Annotated in this window: 17 protein-coding genes and 2 tRNA genes; 9 read left to right on the top strand and 10 right to left on the bottom strand. The window is 72.4% G+C overall.

Annotated elements, in window-relative coordinates; all coding sequences use genetic code 11:
* The first annotated feature begins 10 nt into the window (after nt 1–10).
* The 4 genes from AB0469_RS19050 to AB0469_RS19065 all read left to right on the top strand — a co-directional run bounded on the left by AB0469_RS19050 (nt 11) and on the right by AB0469_RS19065 (nt 3566).
* Entirely contained in the window at nt 11–724 is a 714-nt protein-coding gene (locus tag AB0469_RS19050) for a M50 family metallopeptidase (protein WP_366452569.1), read from the top strand.
* Between the two features lie 53 nt (nt 725–777).
* Complete coding sequence (aroA, locus tag AB0469_RS19055; RefSeq protein WP_366452570.1) at nt 778–2130, top strand: 3-phosphoshikimate 1-carboxyvinyltransferase; 1353 nt, start codon at nt 778–780, stop codon at nt 2128–2130.
* A 10-nt stretch (nt 2131–2140) separates the two neighbouring features.
* Nucleotides 2141–3151 (top strand): ribosome small subunit-dependent GTPase A, encoded by a 1011-nt coding sequence (rsgA, locus tag AB0469_RS19060; RefSeq protein WP_366452571.1) that lies wholly within the window; start codon nt 2141–2143, stop codon nt 3149–3151.
* A gap of 91 nt (nt 3152–3242) precedes the next feature.
* Complete coding sequence (locus AB0469_RS19065) at nt 3243–3566, top strand: multidrug efflux SMR transporter (protein WP_007266432.1); 324 nt, start codon at nt 3243–3245, stop codon at nt 3564–3566.
* Here the strand turns inward: AB0469_RS19065 and AB0469_RS19070 are convergent.
* Nucleotides 3532–4068 carry a TetR/AcrR family transcriptional regulator gene (locus AB0469_RS19070; RefSeq protein WP_366452661.1) on the bottom strand — a complete coding sequence of 179 codons (537 nt, stop codon included), beginning with the start codon at nt 4066–4068 and terminating at the stop codon, nt 3532–3534. The two genes, AB0469_RS19065 and AB0469_RS19070, sit on opposite strands and share 35 nt — an antisense overlap.
* On the opposite strand from AB0469_RS19070, the gene AB0469_RS19075 reads away from it, so the two are divergent.
* From AB0469_RS19075 to AB0469_RS19085, 3 genes are all read left to right on the top strand, one after another.
* Nucleotides 3998–4153, top strand: coding sequence for a hypothetical protein (locus AB0469_RS19075; RefSeq protein WP_366452669.1), 156 nt, complete (start codon nt 3998–4000; stop codon nt 4151–4153). The genes AB0469_RS19070 and AB0469_RS19075 overlap by 71 nt on opposite strands.
* 87 nt (nt 4154–4240) lie before the next feature.
* Nucleotides 4241–5047, top strand: a complete 807-nt coding sequence (gene hisN / locus AB0469_RS19080; protein ID WP_366452572.1) for a histidinol-phosphatase — start codon at nt 4241–4243, stop codon at nt 5045–5047.
* A 135-nt stretch (nt 5048–5182) separates the two neighbouring features.
* Nucleotides 5183–5575, top strand: coding sequence for a CBS domain-containing protein (locus AB0469_RS19085; RefSeq protein ID WP_366452573.1), 393 nt, complete (start codon nt 5183–5185; stop codon nt 5573–5575).
* A gap of 64 nt (nt 5576–5639) precedes the next feature.
* Here AB0469_RS19085 and AB0469_RS19090 read toward each other — a convergent pair whose 3' ends face one another.
* Complete coding sequence (locus tag AB0469_RS19090; protein WP_366452574.1) at nt 5640–7109, bottom strand: catalase; 1470 nt, start codon at nt 7107–7109, stop codon at nt 5640–5642.
* Nucleotides 7110–7237: 128 nt separating this feature from the next.
* Here AB0469_RS19090 and AB0469_RS19095 point away from each other — a divergent pair, with 128 nt between their 5' ends.
* Nucleotides 7238–7654: a Fur family transcriptional regulator gene (locus tag AB0469_RS19095; protein ID WP_366452575.1), complete on the top strand. Its 417-nt coding sequence runs from the start codon at nt 7238–7240 to the stop codon at nt 7652–7654.
* A gap of 117 nt (nt 7655–7771) precedes the next feature.
* Here the strand turns inward: AB0469_RS19095 and AB0469_RS19100 are convergent.
* The 4 genes from AB0469_RS19100 to AB0469_RS19115 form a co-directional block, all read right to left on the bottom strand.
* Nucleotides 7772–7845, bottom strand: a tRNA-Met gene (locus AB0469_RS19100).
* Between the two features lie 69 nt (nt 7846–7914).
* Complete coding sequence (locus tag AB0469_RS19105; protein WP_366452576.1) at nt 7915–9771, bottom strand: tetratricopeptide repeat protein; 1857 nt, start codon at nt 9769–9771, stop codon at nt 7915–7917.
* Nucleotides 9772–10008: 237 nt separating this feature from the next.
* Nucleotides 10009–10082 (bottom strand) — tRNA-Met (locus tag AB0469_RS19110).
* A gap of 61 nt (nt 10083–10143) precedes the next feature.
* Nucleotides 10144–13029 carry a UPF0182 family protein gene (locus AB0469_RS19115; RefSeq protein ID WP_366452662.1) on the bottom strand — a complete coding sequence of 962 codons (2886 nt, stop codon included), beginning with the start codon at nt 13027–13029 and terminating at the stop codon, nt 10144–10146.
* Between the two features lie 124 nt (nt 13030–13153).
* Here AB0469_RS19115 and AB0469_RS19120 point away from each other — a divergent pair, with 124 nt between their 5' ends.
* Nucleotides 13154–13723: a PPA1309 family protein gene (locus tag AB0469_RS19120; RefSeq protein ID WP_366452577.1), complete on the top strand. Its 570-nt coding sequence runs from the start codon at nt 13154–13156 to the stop codon at nt 13721–13723.
* A gap of 44 nt (nt 13724–13767) precedes the next feature.
* Here AB0469_RS19120 and AB0469_RS19125 read toward each other — a convergent pair whose 3' ends face one another.
* The 4 genes from AB0469_RS19125 to AB0469_RS19140 all read right to left on the bottom strand — a co-directional run bounded on the left by AB0469_RS19125 (nt 13768) and on the right by AB0469_RS19140 (nt 17250).
* Nucleotides 13768–14856 carry a PDZ domain-containing protein gene (locus AB0469_RS19125; protein ID WP_366452578.1) on the bottom strand — a complete coding sequence of 363 codons (1089 nt, stop codon included), beginning with the start codon at nt 14854–14856 and terminating at the stop codon, nt 13768–13770.
* A gap of 131 nt (nt 14857–14987) precedes the next feature.
* On the bottom strand, nt 14988–15185 hold the full coding sequence (locus AB0469_RS19130) for a hypothetical protein (RefSeq protein ID WP_366452579.1): 198 nt from the start codon (nt 15183–15185) through the stop codon (nt 14988–14990).
* A 275-nt stretch (nt 15186–15460) separates the two neighbouring features.
* Nucleotides 15461–15922, bottom strand: a complete 462-nt coding sequence (locus AB0469_RS19135) for a molybdenum cofactor biosynthesis protein MoaE (RefSeq protein WP_366452580.1) — start codon at nt 15920–15922, stop codon at nt 15461–15463.
* A gap of 161 nt (nt 15923–16083) precedes the next feature.
* Entirely contained in the window at nt 16084–17250 is a 1167-nt protein-coding gene (locus tag AB0469_RS19140; RefSeq protein WP_366452581.1) for an SDR family oxidoreductase, read from the bottom strand.
* Nucleotides 17251–17274 lie beyond the last annotated feature (24 nt).

The raw sequence follows: 17274 nt of genomic DNA on the forward strand, positions 1-17274 counted from the left end.
CCGCCCCTCCATGGACAGCAGCACGACCGCCGGTCTCTGGGACCGGCTGACCGGCATACAGACCGCACCGGACTGGTGGCTCGTGGCCGCCACCGGCCTGGCCGCCCTGGCCGTCGTCGCGTGGCGGCCGCTGTGGCTGCCGGCCCGCAACGCGATCACCATCGCGCACGAGGGCGGCCACGGGCTGGTGGCCCGGCTGACCGGGCGCAGGCTGGAGGGGATCCGGCTGCACTCGGACACCAGCGGGGTCACCGTCAGCTGGGGCAAGCCGACCGGGGTCGGCATGGTCCTGACGGCCGCCGCCGGGTACACGGCGCCCTCGCTGCTGGGCCTGGGCGGCGCGGCCCTGCTGTCGGCGCACCGGATCACGGTGCTGCTGTGGGCGGCGACCCTGCTGCTGGTGCTGCTGCTGGTGCGGATCCGCAACGCCTACGGGCTGCTGACGGTGCTGCTGGCCGGTGCGGCCTTCGTCCTGGTGTCCTGGCTGGCCTCGGACGACGTACAGGCGCTGTTCGCGTACGCGGTGGTGTGGTTCCTGCTGGTGGGCGGGGTGCGGCCGGTCTTCGAGCTCCAGCGCAAGCGGCGCGGGGGCGCCGCGCCGGACTCGGACGCCGACCAGCTGGGGCGGCTCACGCACCTGCATCCCGTGGTCTGGCTGGCCTTCTTCCACACGGTCGCCCTGTGCTGCCTCGTCGGGGGCGGGCGCTGGCTGCTCGGCCTGTGAGACGCGGGAGCGATCAAGATCCGGGGTGGCGGGGAGCCACTAAAGTGGGGGCCATGACCGAGACCCCCGCGCTCCACCCCCTCTGGCCCGCTCCGCTCGCCGAGGGCGCCGTCCACGCCACCGTCACCGTGCCGGGGTCCAAATCGGTCACCAACCGCGCCCTCGTGCTCGCCGCCCTGGCCGCCGAGCCGGGCTGGGTGCGCCGCCCGCTGCGCTCGCGCGACTCGCAGCTGATGTCGGACGCGCTGCGCGCCCTGGGCGTGGGCATCGAGGAGACGGTGTCCTCCAGCTCCGCCGGGGACGGCGCGGGCGGCGAGGCCTGGCGGGTCATCCCGGCCGCCCTGCACGGCCCGGCCACGGTCGACGTCGGCAACGCGGGCACGGTCATGCGTTTCCTGCCGCCCGTCGCCGCCCTGGCCGCCGGCGCCATCCGCTTCGACGGCGACCCGCGCTCCTACGAGCGCCCCCTCGGCGAGGTCATCAACGCCCTGCGCGCCCTGGGCGCCCGGATCGACGACGACGGCCGCGGCGCGCTGCCGATGACCGTCCACGGCGGCGGCGCCCTGGAGGGCGGCACGGTCGAGATCGACGCCTCCAACTCCTCGCAGTTCGTCTCGGCGCTGCTGCTGTCCGCCCCGCGCTTCAACCAGGGCGTCGAGGTCCGGCACACGGGCGCGACCCTGCCGTCGATGCCGCACATCCGGATGACGGTGGAGATGCTGCGCGCGGCGGGCGCCCAGGTCGACACGCCCGAGTCCGGGGGCGAGAAGAACGTGTGGAGGGTCGCGCCCGGCGCCCTCCTGGGCCGCGACCTGGTCGTCGAGCCCGACCTGTCCAACGCCCAGCCCTTCCTGGCGGCGGCCCTGATCACCGGCGGTACGGTCACCATCCGGGACTGGCCGCGCCGCACCACGCAGCCCGGTGACGAGCTGCGCCGGATCTTCACGGAGATGGGCGGCTCCTGCGAGCTGACCGACGCGGGCCTGGTCTTCACCGGCAGCGGCACCGTCCACGGCATCGACGTGGACCTCGGCGAGGTCGGCGAGCTGACCCCGGGCATCGCGGCGGTGGCGGCGCTGGCCGACTCCCCGTCCACCCTGCGCGGGGTGGCCCACCTGCGGCTGCACGAGACGGACCGGCTGGCCGCGCTCACCAAGGAGATCAACGGGCTCGGCGGCGACGTCACCGAGACGGCGGACGGGCTGCACATCCGTCCGCGCGCGCTGCGCGGCGGGGTCTTCCACACCTACGACGACCACCGGATGGCCACCGCGGGCGCGGTGATCGGCCTGGCCGTGAAGGGCGTGGAGGTCGAGAACGTCGCCACGACGGCGAAGACGCTGCCCGACTTCCCCGAGATGTGGGCGGACATGCTCTCGGGGGCACGAGCGGGAGCGGGAGCGTAGGGGCCCGGTCATGCGCAGGTACGGCAAGCACACCGACGAGGACGACATCCGCCAGCGCCCGAACCCCAAGGGCAACCGGGCGCGGACGAACATCCGGCCCAAGCACGAGGACGCCTCCGAGGGCTTCGTCCTCACCGTCGACCGGGGACGGCTGACCTGCCTGGTCGAGGACCGCGCGGTCACCGCGATGAAGGCCCGCGAACTGGGCCGCAAGGCGGCGGTGGTCGGCGACCGGGTGTCCCTCGTCGGTGACCTGTCCGGCAGGAAGGACACCCTCGCCCGCATCGTGCGGATCGAGGAGCGCAAGTCCGTGCTGCGGCGCACCGCCGACGACGACGACCCGTACGAGCGGGTGGTCGTCGCCAACGCCGACCAGCTGGCCATCGTCACGGCCCTGGCCGACCCGGAGCCCCGGCCCCGGATGATCGACCGCTGTCTGGTGGCGGCGTACGACGCCGGTCTGGAGCCCCTGCTGGTGCTCACCAAGTCCGATCTGACCTCTCCCGACAAGATCCTGGAGGTCTACTCGACCTTCGGGCTGAACTATGTGGTGACCAACCGCGAGGAGCTGGAGACCGGCGGCGCCGCCGACCGGGTCCGCGAGCGCCTCGACGGCCGGATCACCGCCTTCGTCGGCCACTCGGGCGTGGGCAAGACGACGCTGGTGAACTCGCTGGTCGGCGAGGGCCGCCAGCGGGCCACGGGCCACGTCAACAAGGTGACCGGACGCGGCCGGCACACCACCACCTCGGCGCTGGCCCTGCCCCTGCCCTCCGGGGACGGCTGGGTCATCGACACCCCGGGCGTGCGTTCCTTCGGCCTGCACCACGTGGACCCCTCGCGGGTGGTGCTGGCCTTCCCGGACCTGGTGCCGGGTACCGAGGAGTGCCCGCGCGCGTGCAGCCACGACGAGCCGGACTGCGCGCTCGACCAGTGGGTGGAGGACGGCCACGCGGACCCGGCGCGGCTGTACTCGCTGCGCCGGCTGCTGGGGACGCGCGAGCGCCGCGAAGGCGACTGATCGCCGGTCGGGGTTTGCACCGCGCCTTGTCTGGTAAATGCATCATCGCACCAAGTGACGCGATGTCACCTGACGCGGGGAGGCATTCGACATGGCGTGGCTGCTGGTCGTGGTCGCGGGAATCCTGGAGACCGGTTTCGCGGTCTGCCTCAAGCTGTCCCACGGGTTCACCCGGCTGTGGCCGACGATCGCCTTCGCGTGCTTCGCGCTCGGCAGCTTCGGCCTGCTGACCCTGGCCCTCAAGAAGCTGGACGTGGGCCCGGCGTACGCGGTGTGGACGGGCATCGGGGCGGCCGGGACCGCGATCTACGGCATGGTCTTCCTCGGGGACCTGGTCTCCACCCTGAAGCTGGTCTCGATCACGCTGGTGATCCTGGGCGTCATCGGCCTCCAACTCTCCGGCTCGGCCCACTGAGCAGCCTCATCAGCTCCCGCTCGCCCGGCTCCTCCCCGGGCGCCACCACGTAGGACAGCGCGAGCCGTACGGCGAGCTCGCAGCGGCGCGCCGGCTCCTGCGGCAGCGCGGCGGCGGCCCGGTCGCGGGCGGCCCGGGCCAGCTCCCCCGGCCCGACCGCGTGCCGGCTCCCGGCCGGGGGCGGCGCGGGCAGCGCCGGGTCCCAGGCGCCGGTCAGCAGGGCCCGTACGAGGACCTGGGCGCGGGCGGCCCGGACGGTCCACTCGGCGACCGCCGCGAGCCGCTCGGCGGCGGTGTGCCCGGGCGGGGCGGCCAGAGCCCGGTCCACCCCGTCGAGGTACCGGTCGGCGGCGCGCCGCACCAGGGCCCTCCCCAGGCCGTCCTTGCCGCCGAACTCGTTGTAGAGGGTCTGCCGCGAGACCCCGGCGGAGGTGGCCACCTCTACCATCCGCACGGCCGGCCAGGGGCGGGCGCTCAGCGCCGCTTCGGCCGCTTCCAGCAAGGACTCCCGGGCCGCCGACATCGTCGCCTCCCCCGCCGTCGCGCCGGCCGGCGGACACCGGGCCTGGCTCACCCGCCAGAGTTGACGGGCCGCCAGATCCTGTCAAGGGCGCCTCCCGGCCGTACCGTGGACGGCGTTCGCCGGGCCGGTGGAGTCTCGATACTGTTCGGGCATGCCCACGTATGACGACGACCTGCGCCTCGCCCTCGAACTAGCCGACGCGGCGGACGCCGCCACCATGCAGCGGTTCCGCGCCCTGGACCTGAGGGTGGAGACGAAGCCGGACATGACGCCGGTCAGCGAGGCCGACCAGGCCGCCGAGGAGATCATCCGGGCCGGCATCCTGGCCGCCCGCCCGGCCGACGCGATCCTCGGCGAGGAGTACGGGCTCAAGGGCGAGGGACCGCGCCGCTGGGTCGTCGACCCGATCGACGGCACGAAGAACTACGTCCGCGGCGTCCCCGTGTGGGCGACCCTGATCTCCCTCATGGAGGAGGGTGCGGACGGGGTGTTCCGCCCGGTCGTCGGCGTGGTCTCGGCCCCCGCGCTGGGCCGCCGCTGGTGGGCCTCACAGGGTGGGGGCGCCTTCGCGGGCGGCGCGCTGGGCGAGCCCGCGGGCCCGATCGGGGTCTCGAAGGTGGCCTCCCTGGGCGACGCCTCGTTCGCCTTCTCCTCGCTGACCGGCTGGGAGGAGCTGGGCCGCCTCCCCGGGTTCCTGGAGCTGACCCGCGCCTGCTGGCGCACCCGGGGCTACGGGGACTTCTGGCCGTACATGATGGTCGCCGAGGGCTCCCTGGACCTGTGTGCCGAGCCGGAGCTGAACCTGTGGGACATGGCGGCCCTCGCGGTCGTGGTCGAGGAGGCGGGCGGCCGGTTCACGAGCATCGACGGCGCGGACGGGGTGCACGGCGGCAACGCGGCGGCCTCGAACGGCCTGCTCCACGACGAGATGCTGGGCTTCCTGCGCCCCTCGGCCTGATCCCGGCGCGCGGGGGCGTGCGCTCAGCGCGCCCCCTTGATGACGCTGCGTGTTCGTGGGAATCTGGGACTCCCCCGCTTGTGCGCTTGTGAAGCGGTTCTCGAAGCGGGACACACCCAGGAGGTGGTTCTCTTCATGCTCGTCCGTGACGCCATGAGCACCGTGATCCTGACCCTCGGACCCGCCCACACCCTCCGTCAGGCGGCCTGCCTGATGTCCGGCCGGCGCGTCGGCGCGGCCGTCGTCCTCGATCCCGACCACAGCGGCATCGGCATCCTGACCGAGCGCGACATCCTCAACTCGATCGGCGCGGGCCACGATCCCGACCGGGAGCCGGTGGGCGCGCACACCACGAACAACGTCGTCTTCTGCACCCCCGAGGCCACCGTGGCGGAGGCCGCCGAGGCGATGGCCATCGGCGGATTCCGGCACCTGATCGTGCTGGAGGACGGCGGCCCGGTGGGCATCGTCTCCGTCCGGGACGTCATCCGCTCCTGGGTGCGCACGCGGCGCACCATCGCGGCGTAGCACGGCGGCGGGCCGGGCCCCCGAGGGGCCCGGCCCGCCGACCCGCTACGGCAAGCGGTCCGTACTAGCCGCGGAGGGCCTGGACCGCGGCTTCCAGCCGCTTGCCGAAGTCGGCGTCCGCCCGGCGGAAGTTGTCGATCGCGCGCTCGGCGATGTCGTCACGGGAGACCTTGGCGATGAAGCCGGAGAGGTTCTCGATCAGGCGCGCCTTCTCGTCCTCGGAGAACAGGCGGTAGAGGTTGCCCGCCTGGACGAAGTCGTCGTCCTCGGAGTGCGAGGGGGTGGCGTGGTTGCCCGTGCCGCCGGTGACCGGGGTGGACTGCCACAGCGGGCGGTCCGTCTGGAAGGGGCCGCCGAAGCTGTTGGGCTCGTAGTTCTTCGCACCCTTGTGGCGGCCGTCGTACAGGTAGCCGTCACGGGAGTTGGTGCGCGCCTCGGTGGCGTGCGGGCGGTTCACCGGCAGGTGGTCGGCGTTGATGCCGACGCGGTAGCGGTGGGCGTCGCCATAGGCGAAGAGGCGGCCCTGGAGCATCTTGTCCGGGGACGGGCCGATGCCGGGGACGAAGTGCGCCGGGGAGAAGATGGACTGCTCGACCTCGGCGAAGATGTTCTCCGGGTTGCGGTTGAGCTCCAGCTTGCCGATCTCGATCGGCGGGTAGTCCTCGTGCGGCCACACCTTGGTGAGGTCGAACGGGTTGAAGCGGTAGTTCGCCGCGTCGGCGTCCGGCATGATCTGGACCTGCACGGTCCAGGTCGGGAACTCGCCGCGCTCGATGGACTCGCGCAGGTCGCGCTGGTGGGAGTCCGGGTCCTCACCGGCGAGCCGGTTGGCCTCGGCCTGGGTGAGGTTCTTGATGCCCTGGTCGGTCTTGAAGTGGTACTTGACCCAGAAGACCTCGCCGGCCTCGTTGTTCCACTGGAACGTGTGCGAGCCGTAACCGTTCATGTGGCGGTAGGACGCCGGGATGCCGCGGTCGCCGAACAGCCAGGTCACCTGGTGCGTGGACTCGGGCGACAGGCCCCAGAAGTCCCAGACGTTGTCCGCCTCCTGCGAGCCCGTGTACGGGTCCCGCTTCTGGGTGTGGATGAAGTCGGGGAACTTGATGGCGTCGCGTATGAAGAACACCGGCGTGTTGTTGCCGACGAGGTCGTAGTTGCCCTCTTCGGTGTAGAACTTCAGCGCCCAGCCGCGCGGGTCGCGGCGGGCGTCGGCGCCGCCGAGGCTGTCCGCGACGGTGGAGAAGCGCAGGAAGGTCTCGGTCTGCTTGCCGACCTCGGAGAGGAACTTCGCACGGGTGTACTGCGTGACGTCCGCGGTCACGGTGAAGGTGCCGTAGGCGCCGGCGCCGCGGGCGTGGACCACGCGCTCCGGGATGCGCTCGCGGTTGAAGTGGGCGAGCTTCTCCAGGAGGAGCTGGTCCTGGACGAGGACCGGCCCGCCGACCCCAGCGGTCTCGCTGTTCTGGTTGTCGGCGACCGGTGCCCCGGCCTCCGTGGTGAGCGGTCCCTGCGTCACGTGCGCCTCCTGCGTCATTCCTGCAAGTCCTGTCCTTGGCGTTTGCCGTATCCGATCCTACGATGGACTTTGTCTAAGTCAAGTAAGCATCCAAGTCCACATCGGTTCGGGATCTGCACCGAATCCCCACTGTTAGGCTGGCGCGTATGAGTGACCTGCTGGAACGACTTCGCGGACGCGGCTGGCGCATGACGGCCCAGCGGCGTGTCGTGGCCGAAGTACTCGACGGTGACCACGTTCACCTGACGGCAGACGAAGTGCACGCACGCGCTGTGATCAAGCTGCCCGAGATTTCTCGAGCGACGGTGTACAACACCTTGGGCGAGCTGGTCTCGCTCGGCGAGGTGCTGGAAGTCTCGACGGACCGCCGGGCCAAGCGGTACGACCCGAACGCGCACCGCCCGCACCACCACCTGGTCTGCGCCCAGTGCGGCGCCATACGGGACGTGCACCCGTCGGGCGATCCCCTGGCCGACCTGCCCGCCGGCGAACGCTTCGGCTTCACGGTCTCCGCGGTCGAGGTGACCTACCGCGGGGTGTGCCCGAGCTGCGCCGCCGCCTGACCCGGGAAGACGGGGAAGGGCCGGGGACACCGTCCCCGGCCCTTCCTGCATGCCCGCGTTCACGGCCAGAAACGACTCGAGGCCCGGATCCATGGGATCCGGGCCTCGGGCCTTCAGTAGCGGGGACAGGATTTGAACCTGCGACCTCTGGGTTATGAGCCCAGCGAGCTACCGAGCTGCTCCACCCCGCGTCGGTAAACACGACTCTACGGGAGTCCACCCGGCAGATGCAAATCAGTGAACCCCTGCCCCGTCCGGCCTCAGACGGAGAGCTCCTCCGCGAGCGCGTCGCGCAGCCGCGCCGCCCGCTCGGCGACCTCCGCCGGACCGAGCTCCATGGCCCGCACGCACCACTTCTGCCCCTCCGCGAGGTCCCCGTGCCGGGCCGCGAGCAGCCCGAGCCGCAGGGCGGCCCGGCCGTGCCCGGCCACCGCCGCCCGGGTCCACCACAGGGCCGCCTCCGGCTCGTCCCCCTCGCGGGCGAGCAGCAGCCCGAGGTTGAAGGCGCCGTTGCGGGAGCCGGCCTCGGCCGCCTCCCGGTACCAGCGGGCGGCCACGGCCAGGTCGCCCCGGGCCGCGGCCAGCATCCCGACCCGCACCTGGGCCCGGCGGTGGCCCTGCTCGGCGGCGCGTTCGTACCAGTCCTCGCTCTCGCTGCGCGCGCTGCCGCCCACGGGCTCGCCCAGCGCGACCGGCTCCGGCGGCGGGGCCAGCGACTCCAGCAGGGAGGCCAGCCGGAAGGCCGCCTCCGCACTGCCGCCGCTCGCCGCGCAGCGCAGGTGGCGCTCGGCGGCGCGCTCCTCGCCGTCGCGCACCAGGGCGATCCCGACCTGGAGGGCGGCGTCGGTATGCCCGGCCGCGGCGGCGCGCTCGTACCACTTCAGGGCGGAGCGGTCCTCGTCGCGGCTGGCGAAGAGGATCCCGAGGTTGAAGGCGGCGTCCACGCTGCCGGCCTCCGCCGCCTTCGAGAACCAGGGCTCGGCGCCCGCCGCGTCCCCGGCCTGGAGCAGCATGATCGCCAGCGCGTTGGCGGCCTCGCGGTGCCCCGCGTAGGCGGCGCGGCGGTACCACTGCTCGGCCTGCGCGGTCCGTTCCTGGGCGGCGCACAGCAGGGCGAGGTTGTAGGCGCCGTTGTGGTCGCCGGCGTCCATCGCGACCCGGTACCACTTCTCGGCCGTCTCGGTCTCGCCCCGGGCCGCGTGCAGCGCGCCGAGGGCGTTCGCCGCGTTCCCGTCGCCGTCCTGGGCCGCGCGGTGCCACCAGGCGGCCGCGCTCTCCTCGTCCCCGGCGTCGCGCAGCAGGAAGCCGAGTGCGCAGGCCGCCCGTGCCTCGCCCTGCTTGGCCGAGCTCAGGTACCAGCGGCCGGCCTCCTTCAGCTCGCCGCGCGCCTCCAGGAGGGCGCCCAGGTGCAGCCCGGCGCGCCGGTGGCCGCGGGCCGCGGCCTGCCGGTACCACTGCTCGGCCTCGGCGGGGTCGCCCTTGCGCAGGTGCCGGGCCAGCCGGTAGGCGGCCTCGCGGTGACCCTGCTCCGCGGCGGCCCGGAACCAGCGCTCGATGCCCTTGTCCCCGCGGTGCTCCAGCAGGTCGGCCAGGCCGTAGGCGCCCAGGGCGTGGCCGGACTCGGCCGCCTGGCGCAGCCAGTACTCGGCGGCGGGCTCGTCCCCGCGCTCGCGGTAGTGGCGTCCCAGGGCGTGCGCGGCGGGGGCGGAGCCGGCGACGGCGGCGACCCGCCACCAGCCGGCGGCCTCGTCGGGGTAGCCGCGCTGGAGGAGGAGGACGCCGAGGTTGTTGGCGGCGGCGCGGTCCCCCGCGCCGGTGGCGCCGCGCAGGTAGGGCTCGGCCCCGGCCAGGTCGCCGCGGCGCAGCAGCAGGGCGCCGAGCACGCTCATGGCACCGGGGTCGCCCTTGTCGGCGGCCACCCGGTGGCGCGCCTCCAGTTCGGCGTCGGTGGCCCCCTCGGCGTCGCCGAAGGCCTCTTCCGCGAAATCCGCATCGGTCAGTGCGGTCTGCGCGTTGACAGCGGGAGCCGCCTTACCGGCCTCCGTACCCGACTCGGCCTCCGCCCTCACAAACCGCCCTGTCTCCAGCAGAGTTGACCTGTCCCCCATAAATCCCATCGTCGCATCACCTGCTACCCGCGTACACCTGGTATGTCGCAGCCAGTGAGGTCACTACAGCGTTTTGTCGACATGCCCACAGAGAGACAAGTCAAACACGCTCACGCCCCAACTCACCCGCCCCGGTGACCCCATGTCGCCCAGCAGCTTGTCACCGGCCTCCGGGCCGGTTTCTCCGCACCGCTTCCGGGCATGACGAAGGCCCGGATCCCATGGGATCCGGGCCTTCGTTTTCAGTAGCGGGGACAGGATTTGAACCTGCGACCTCTGGGTTATGAGCCCAGCGAGCTACCGAGCTGCTCCACCCCGCGTCGGTGAAACCACAGTATCACGACGCGGGACGGAGCCCTTACCGCTTTCCGGCCGGGCCGCCTAGCCCGCCGGCTTGGGGGTCGTCAGCTTCGCCTCGGCGTCGATCGCCCGCTTCAGCGCCGCCTGGAGGTCGCTCTGCGCCTTGCCGTAGGCGGTCCAGTCCCCGGCCTTCATGGCCTTGTCGGCCTCCTCGACCGCCTTCTGGGCGTCGGAGAGGGCCGCCTTGACCGTCGGGTCCTGCGCGGCGGGCGGGTTGCCCGTGCCCTCGCCCGGCTTGGTCGGCGGGTTCTCCGGCGGTACCGGCGTGGTCGGGGCCTCGGCTCCGAAGACCACGTTCAGCGCCTTCTCCAGGGTGTCCTCGAAGGCCGTCTGGCCGCCGTAGGTCACGAGCACCTTGCGCAGCAGCGGGTACTTCAGGCCGGAGCTGCGGACGTAGACCGGCTCCACGTAGAGCATCCCGCCGTCCATCGGCACCGCGAGCAGGTTGCCGTACTCGATCTCCGAGTCACCGCCGCGCAGCAGCCTGATCGACTCGGCGATCTTCGGCTCCGACTGGAACTTGCTCTGCACCTGGCCCGGGCCGTCCGGCGGCTTGCTGGTCGGCATCTTCAGGATCCGGATCTTGCCGTAGTCCGGGGTGCCCGGATCGGCGTTCACCGCCATGAAGGCGCTCAGGTTGGGCCGCTCGTTCGGCGTGAAGGTGGTGGTGAGCGAGAAGACCTGGTCCTTCTCCGTCTGGCCCGGCATCTTCATCGACAGGTAGTACGGCGGAACGGCCGTACCGGCCTTGGTCGTCGGGTCGTCCGGGACGGCCCACGCCTCGCTGCCGCTGAGGAAGGTCTGCGGGTCGGTGACGTGGTAGCGGGTCAGGAGCTCGCGCTGGACCTTGAACAGGTCCTGCGGGTAGCGCATGTGGTCCATGAGCGGCTTGGAGATCTCGCTCTTGGGCTTCACCGTGCCGGGGAAGGCCTTCATCCAGGTCTTCAGGACCGGGTCCTGGGTGTCCCACTGGTAGAGGTCCACCTTGCCGTCGTAGGCGTCGACGGTGGCCTTCACCGAGTTGCGGATGTAGTTGACCCGGTTCTCCTGGGCCACCACCGCGCGCTGGCTGTTGGTCAGCGAGTCCGCGGTGCTCTGGCCGAGCGTGGTGCGCGAGGCGTACGGGTAGCCGTTCGTCGTCGTGTAGGCGTCGACGATCCACTTGATCCGGCCGTCGACGACGGCCGGGTACGGGGCGCCGTCGATGGTGAGCCAGGGCGCGACGGCCTCGACGCGGTCCTTGGGCGTGCGGTTGTAGAGGATCCGCGAGCCGTCGCCGATGGCCCCCGAGTACAGGATCTGCGGCTCGCTGAAGGCGAGCGCGTACGCGGCGCGGTTCACCGGGTTGTTCAGGTTGACGCCGGAGCCGCCCTCGTAGCTCGTCTCCTTCTCGCCCTTGTCGTCCGAGTAGTCGAGCTCCTTCTGCGGTCCGCCGACGATCGAGTACTGCTTCGTCTGCTCGCCGTAGTAGATGCGCTGCTCGAAGTCCGTGCCGAACATGCCCTTGGAGGGCAGGTCGGACTGCGTGAAGTCGGGGGCGCCGTCCTTGACGGTCGTGCCCTTGGCCGCGACGACGCCGTAGCCGTGCGTGTACTTGAAGTGGTCGTTGATCCAGTTGTTCTTCGGGATGCCGCCGATGTTCAGCTCGCGCAGCCCGATGACCGTGTCCTGGCCGTTGTACCGGTCGACCGCCAGCGTGGACGGGAAGCCGTAGTAGCCCTTGACCTGCTGGAGCTGCTGGAAGGCCGGCGAGACGATGTTCGGGTCGAGCAGGCGCAGGCTCGCGGTGGTGTCGGCCACCGGCCGCAGCTTGGTCCGGTCATCCGTCTTCGGGACGCCCGGGTAGTCCTTGACCTCGGCTCCGTCGATCCCGTAGGCGTCGCGCGTGGCCTTGATGTTCTTCTCGACGTACGGGGATTCCTTGGCCTGCTCGTTCGGCTGGACCTGGAACTTCTGCACGATCGCCGGGTAGAGCCCGCCGATCAGGATCGCCGAGAGGACCATCAGGCCGAAGCCGATGACCGGCAGCTGCCAGGTCCGCCGCCACAGGGTGGCGAAGAACAGCACCGCGCAGATCGCCGCGATGGCGACGAGGATCGTCTTGGCCGGCAGGTAGGCGTTGGCGTCGACGTAGCGCAGGCCGGTCCAGTTGTCGGAGGCCTTGAAGTCGCTGGACTTCACGGCGAGGCCGTACCGGTCGAGCCAGTAGGCGATCGCCTTGAAGGTGACGAACAGCCCGAGCAGCACCGACAGGTGGCCGGTCGCCGCGGCGGTGGCCCGGGCGCCCGGGCTGGTCACGCGCAGTCCGCCGTACAGGTAGTGGACGACGACCGCCGCTATCACCGACAGCACGACCGCGGCGAAGCCGAAGCCGAGCAGGAAGCGGTACCAGGGCAGGTCGAAGGTGTAGAAGGACACGTCGAGGTGGAACTGGGGGTCCTTCTTCCCGAAGGGCACCCCGTTCACGTACATCAGCCAGGTCTTCCACTGGCCGGCCGCCGACGCCCCCGCGATCAGCCCGACGATCGCGGCGATGCCCAGGAGCAGCCACTTCCGGTACGGGGCGACGCTCATCCGGTAGCGGTCGAGGCTCTGCTGCTCCATCGACATGGCGCTGAGCGGCGGCCGCAGCCGGTAGGCCAGCCAGACGTTGAGCCCGACGGCTCCCGCCATCAGCAGGCCGAAGACGGCGAAGAGGCCGACCTTGGTCCACAGGGTGGTCGTGAAGACCGAGGAGTACCTGACGGAGCGGAACCAGAGCCAGTCCGTCCAGAACCCGGCGAACATGATGAACGCCATGGCCAGGACGGCCAGGACGCCCAGGGTCAGCAGAAGGGTCCGGGCGCGCCGGGAGGGGCGGCCGACTCTCATCCGTGGCCCGGAGGGGCCTCCGCCGCGGTCCGGCATCTGGAAAGCCAAGGTGCGCACCTCGAAAGTCGCTGTGTGGTCGTGGGCCCACGATCGTAGGTCCCACTCTTGCAACTTACTGAGGCTTTAGTCAGTTCCCGGTATCGGGGAGAAAGGAGGCAGGATGTTTCCCATGTCCAACCTTTCGCCCTCCCCCGGCACCCCCATGGCGGCCAGTCCGCTGACCCGCGCCGTCCTCGAGATCGACGAGTACGCCTCCACCCTCGGCTGGGACAAGCCGGCCCGCCTCTTCGCCCTGGTCGACACGGCCCGCCTGCGCCGCCAGGAGCCCGGCCTCGCCCACCAGCTCGGCCTCGACACCGACGACGCCGGCAAGGCCCAGCTCACCCCGATCGAGCAGGACGAGGTGCCGGCCGGGACCCCGCTGGACAAGTTCCTGGGGACCATCGCCTGGCCCGACGCGGTCGTCGGGTGCGCCCTGACCGTGGAGCGGCTGATGCTGCCGCCGTCCGCCGAGGCCTCGGTGCCGGAGGGGCTGAACGACAAGCAGCTGGCGAAGTGGGTCGCCGGCCACCCCGAGCGGCAGGAGGTGCGCCTGACCGTCGGCGTCCTGCGCGACGGCTCGCGGGAGTCGGCCGTACGGCTGCGGGAGAAGGACTCCTCCAGCGAGGTGCTGACCGGCGCGGGCCTGGTGCCGGGGCTGGCCGAGGCGCTGTCGGCCACCTTCGCCTGAGGCCCCGCCGGAGCGGGGCCGGGGGCGCGGCCGAAGCCGCCGGATCAGGACGTCGTGCACTGCGGCAGTCCGGCCGCGTCCCCCTTGCTGATCTTCTGCAGGGCCTTGGCGGCGTCGTCGATGGTGGAGACCTTCACCAGGGTGAGGCCGTCGGGGACCTGCGCGGCGGCCGCGGCGCAGTTCTCGGCCGGGGTCAGGAAGTACTCGGCCCCGGCCTGGCGGGCGCCGATGGTCTTCATCTGGATGCCGCCGATCGGTCCGACCTTGCCCGTGTCGTCGATGGTGCCGGTGCCGGCGATGAACTTCCCGCCGGTGAGGTCCTCGGGGGTGAGCTTGTCGACGATGCCCAGGGCGAACATCAGGCCGGCGCTGGGGCCGCCGACGTCGGCGAGCTTGATGTCGATCGGGAACGGGAAGGTGTGGTCGGTCCCGGCCCGGATGCCGACGACGGCGTGGCCGTCGTCCGGCGCCTTGCCCGCGGTGATGGTCACCTGGGTGGTGGCGGTGGCCTCGCGGCCCGCCTTCTCGGCCTCGGCCGCCGCGGCGGCGGGCACGAGGGTGAACTCGACCGGCTCGCCCGGCTTGTGCTTGGTGACGAGCTTGGCGACGTCGCCGGGCTGGGTGACGGCGCTGCCGTCGACCTCCTTGATCACGTCGCCCGCGTGCAGCTTGCCCTCGGCGGGGCTGCCCTTGACGACGGTGGAGACGACGACGCGGGCGCTGACCGGGATGCCGAGCTGCTTGAGGGCGGCCACCTTGGCGCTCTCCTGCGACTGGCTGAACTCCTCGGCGTTCTCCTGCGTGGACTCCTTGTCCGTCTTGCCGTCCGGGTAGAGGTTCTCGTGCGGGACGACGATGTTGTCGCCCGCGACCCAGCCGTAGACCGCTTCGAGCAGGTTCATGTCGTAGTCGGCGCCGGTGACGCGGACCGTGGTCATGTTGAGGTGCCCGGTGGTCGGGTACGTCTTGTGCCCGGAGATGTTCAGGACCGGCTCCCCGTGCGACTCGCCCAGCGTGTTCACGGTCGGGCCGGGGCTCATCTCGGAGTACGGGACCTTGAGGAACACCCCCGCGCAGAGCAACGCGAACAGCACGAGGGAGGAGGCGAGCATCGTCGCGGGACGGCGTGGCATGGATCGACAGTACGGGACGGTCCCCGCGCGCGACCCGTGGGGCCGGTCCGTACGGGGCCCGCGGGCGGAACTCTCAGGCGATTCTCAGCGGGGGCCCGCCGGGGCCGCCCGGCGCGGACTCCCGGGACGCCTCAGACGGCGTCGGAACCGGAGTGCGCCTTCTCCCGCTGCCCCGCCCCGTCGGCCCGGTCCATGGCCTCGCGGAACCTCGCGTAGCCGGCGAGCTCGGATATGTCCCCCTGGGTGCGGTCGCGTGCCGCCCAGCTGCCCCATATCGCCGCCCCGATCGCGGCGAACAGCGGAATCAGCAACCACGCCAGTGACGCCATGGACGTGCCTCCCTGCCCAGAAAGTACGTGTCGTCGGTGATTTCAACGCTCGTGCCCGCAGGGGGGTTACGCAAATCGAGGGCGTGTTGCGCGGCCGAACGGGTGTGAGGCTACTCCCGCCCGGCGGCGCCTCCGTGACCGGGGGGCCGTGGTGTGCTCGCGGGGCGGCCGACGGCGCGGGCGCGGGGGCGGCAGGCGCCACCGGGCGCCGGCAGGCGCGGGCCCGGGGGTGGGCAGGCGCGGGCCCGGGCGTCGGCAGGCGCGGGCCCGGGGGGTCAGCAGGCGCCGACCCACTCCTCCGTACCGTCCGAGAAGGTCTGGTGCTTCCAGATCGGCACCTCGTGCTTGAGGTCGTCGATCAGCATCCGGCAGGCCTCGAAGGCCTCGCCCCGGTGCGGGCAGGAGACGGCGACGACCACGGCCAGGTCGCCGACGGACAGGTCGCCGATGCGGTGGACTGCCGCCAGGGCGCGGACCGGGTACTTCTCCACCACGCGCTCGGCGACGCGGCGCATCTCGGCCTCCGCCGTGGGGTGGCAGGAGTAGCCGAGGGAGTCGACGTCCGCGCCGCCGTCGTGGTTGCGCACCGTGCCGACGAAGAGGGTCGTGCCCCCCGTCGCGTCGTCGCCGACGGCCTGGAAGACCTCGTCGATCGAGAGCGGGGTCTCGCGGATCTCGAGCAGCCGGATCGGGTCCTGGGCGGCCTGCTCGCCGGGGTGGTCGAAGTGCGGTGCCATGCCATCCATCGTGCCCTAGCGGCTGACGTGGCGGAATAGCCGTTTCGACCGTGCCGTGACCGGCCGGTTGGGAGTCTCCTACAGGAGGCGCGGGGGCAGGCGGCAGCGCTGCGGGGCCCGGGTACGGGGGCCCGTGCTCCGGCCGGGCCCGGACCCCCGGGTCAGAGGCCGCGGCGCCTGCGGGCCCGGCGCACGGCGGCCGCGGCGCCCAGCAGGGCCACCGTCGCACCCGCGGCCCCGGCGGCCGTGGCGGCGTCCTTGCGGCCCAGGCGGCGGCCCGCGACGGTGTGCCGGCCCGACACCTCCCGGAGCAGCTCGGCCAGCACCTCCTCGTTGGTCCAGCGGGGCCGCCAGCCGGCCGCGTGCAGCCCGCTGACGCTGACGACCCAGGGGTGCATGGTGTAGGCGAGGTCCCCGGCCGGGGACGGGGTCAGGCCGATCCGGTGCAGCCGGGCCGCGGCGCCCAGGGCGACGGCCGAGGGCAGCTCCATGCGGCGGATGCCGCTGAGCTCCTCGACCTCCTCCTGCTCCAGCCAGCCCTCGCAGCCGACGGCCAGCTCCCCCTCCACCTTCTCCAGGGCGGCGTACTCCAGGGCGCCGACCAGGTCCTCGACGTGGCAGAACTGCCAGGTGGGCCGGGAGCCCGCGACGACGAGCAGGCGCGGGGACTCGAAGTACCGGGTCAGGGCGGTGTCCGTACCGCCGACGAGCACGGCCGGGCGGAGCACCGTCACGTTGAGGCCGGGGTGGGCGCGGGGGGCGCGGCGGCCCAGGCGCTCGATCTCCAGCAGGTCGCCGACGCCGGTCGCCTCGGCGGTGGCCCGCAGCTCGGAGTCCTCCGAGAGCGGGATGTCGTTGTCGGGCAGGGCCCCGTAGACCATCGCGGAGGTGCACAGCACGACCCGGTGGACCCCGGCCGCCGCGGCGGCGGTCAGCACCGTCTGGGTCCCGCGTACGTTGTACGCCGTACGGGCCGCGGGGTCGGTCTCCAGGTCGAGGTCGAGCGCGAGGTGCACGACCACGTCCGCCCCGCGCAGCCGCTCGGCGATGGCGGGGTCGCGGACGTCCAGGACGTGCCACTGGGCGTCGGCGCAGTCGCCGCGCCGCTCGTCGATGGCGATGACCTGCTTGACCTCGTCGGACTCGGCGAGCCGGGCCACGAGGGCGGCGCCGACGCCGGAGGCGGCCCCGGTGACCGCGATCACGGGGCTGCGTCGGCGGGGGCCCGCCTCGTTTCGCGGCTGGCGAACGCCGGGGGCGCTGTCGCCGTGCTCAGGGCGGTTTTCGGCGTCGTGCGGCGCGCGAGCCTGCGGATCTGGGGAACTCACCGGGCGTCTCCAGCGGTTGTCTTC

Source organism: Streptomyces sp. NPDC093801 (assembly GCF_040701585.1).
GTDB lineage: Bacteria > Actinomycetota > Actinomycetes > Streptomycetales > Streptomycetaceae > Streptomyces.

What these genes read in the sequence shown, in the direction of transcription:
- AB0469_RS19050 (WP_366452569.1), top strand. Translation starts at nt 11, where the DNA reads ATGGACAGCAGCACGACCGCCGGTCTCTGGGACCGGCTGACCGGCATA.
- aroA (WP_366452570.1), top strand. Translation starts at nt 778, where the DNA reads ATGACCGAGACCCCCGCGCTCCACCCCCTCTGGCCCGCTCCGCTCGCC.
- rsgA (WP_366452571.1), top strand. Translation starts at nt 2,141, where the DNA reads ATGCGCAGGTACGGCAAGCACACCGACGAGGACGACATCCGCCAGCGC.
- AB0469_RS19065 (WP_007266432.1), top strand. Translation starts at nt 3,243, where the DNA reads ATGGCGTGGCTGCTGGTCGTGGTCGCGGGAATCCTGGAGACCGGTTTC.
- hisN (WP_366452572.1), top strand. Translation starts at nt 4,241, where the DNA reads ATGCCCACGTATGACGACGACCTGCGCCTCGCCCTCGAACTAGCCGAC.
- AB0469_RS19085 (WP_366452573.1), top strand. Translation starts at nt 5,183, where the DNA reads ATGCTCGTCCGTGACGCCATGAGCACCGTGATCCTGACCCTCGGACCC.
- AB0469_RS19090 (WP_366452574.1), bottom strand. Translation starts at nt 7,109, where the DNA reads ATGACGCAGGAGGCGCACGTGACGCAGGGACCGCTCACCACGGAGGCC.
- AB0469_RS19095 (WP_366452575.1), top strand. Translation starts at nt 7,238, where the DNA reads ATGAGTGACCTGCTGGAACGACTTCGCGGACGCGGCTGGCGCATGACG.
- AB0469_RS19105 (WP_366452576.1), bottom strand. Translation starts at nt 9,771, where the DNA reads ATGGGATTTATGGGGGACAGGTCAACTCTGCTGGAGACAGGGCGGTTT.
- AB0469_RS19115 (WP_366452662.1), bottom strand. Translation starts at nt 13,029, where the DNA reads ATGCCGGACCGCGGCGGAGGCCCCTCCGGGCCACGGATGAGAGTCGGC.
- AB0469_RS19120 (WP_366452577.1), top strand. Translation starts at nt 13,154, where the DNA reads ATGTTTCCCATGTCCAACCTTTCGCCCTCCCCCGGCACCCCCATGGCG.
- AB0469_RS19125 (WP_366452578.1), bottom strand. Translation starts at nt 14,856, where the DNA reads ATGCCACGCCGTCCCGCGACGATGCTCGCCTCCTCCCTCGTGCTGTTC.
- AB0469_RS19130 (WP_366452579.1), bottom strand. Translation starts at nt 15,185, where the DNA reads ATGGCGTCACTGGCGTGGTTGCTGATTCCGCTGTTCGCCGCGATCGGG.
- AB0469_RS19135 (WP_366452580.1), bottom strand. Translation starts at nt 15,922, where the DNA reads ATGGCACCGCACTTCGACCACCCCGGCGAGCAGGCCGCCCAGGACCCG.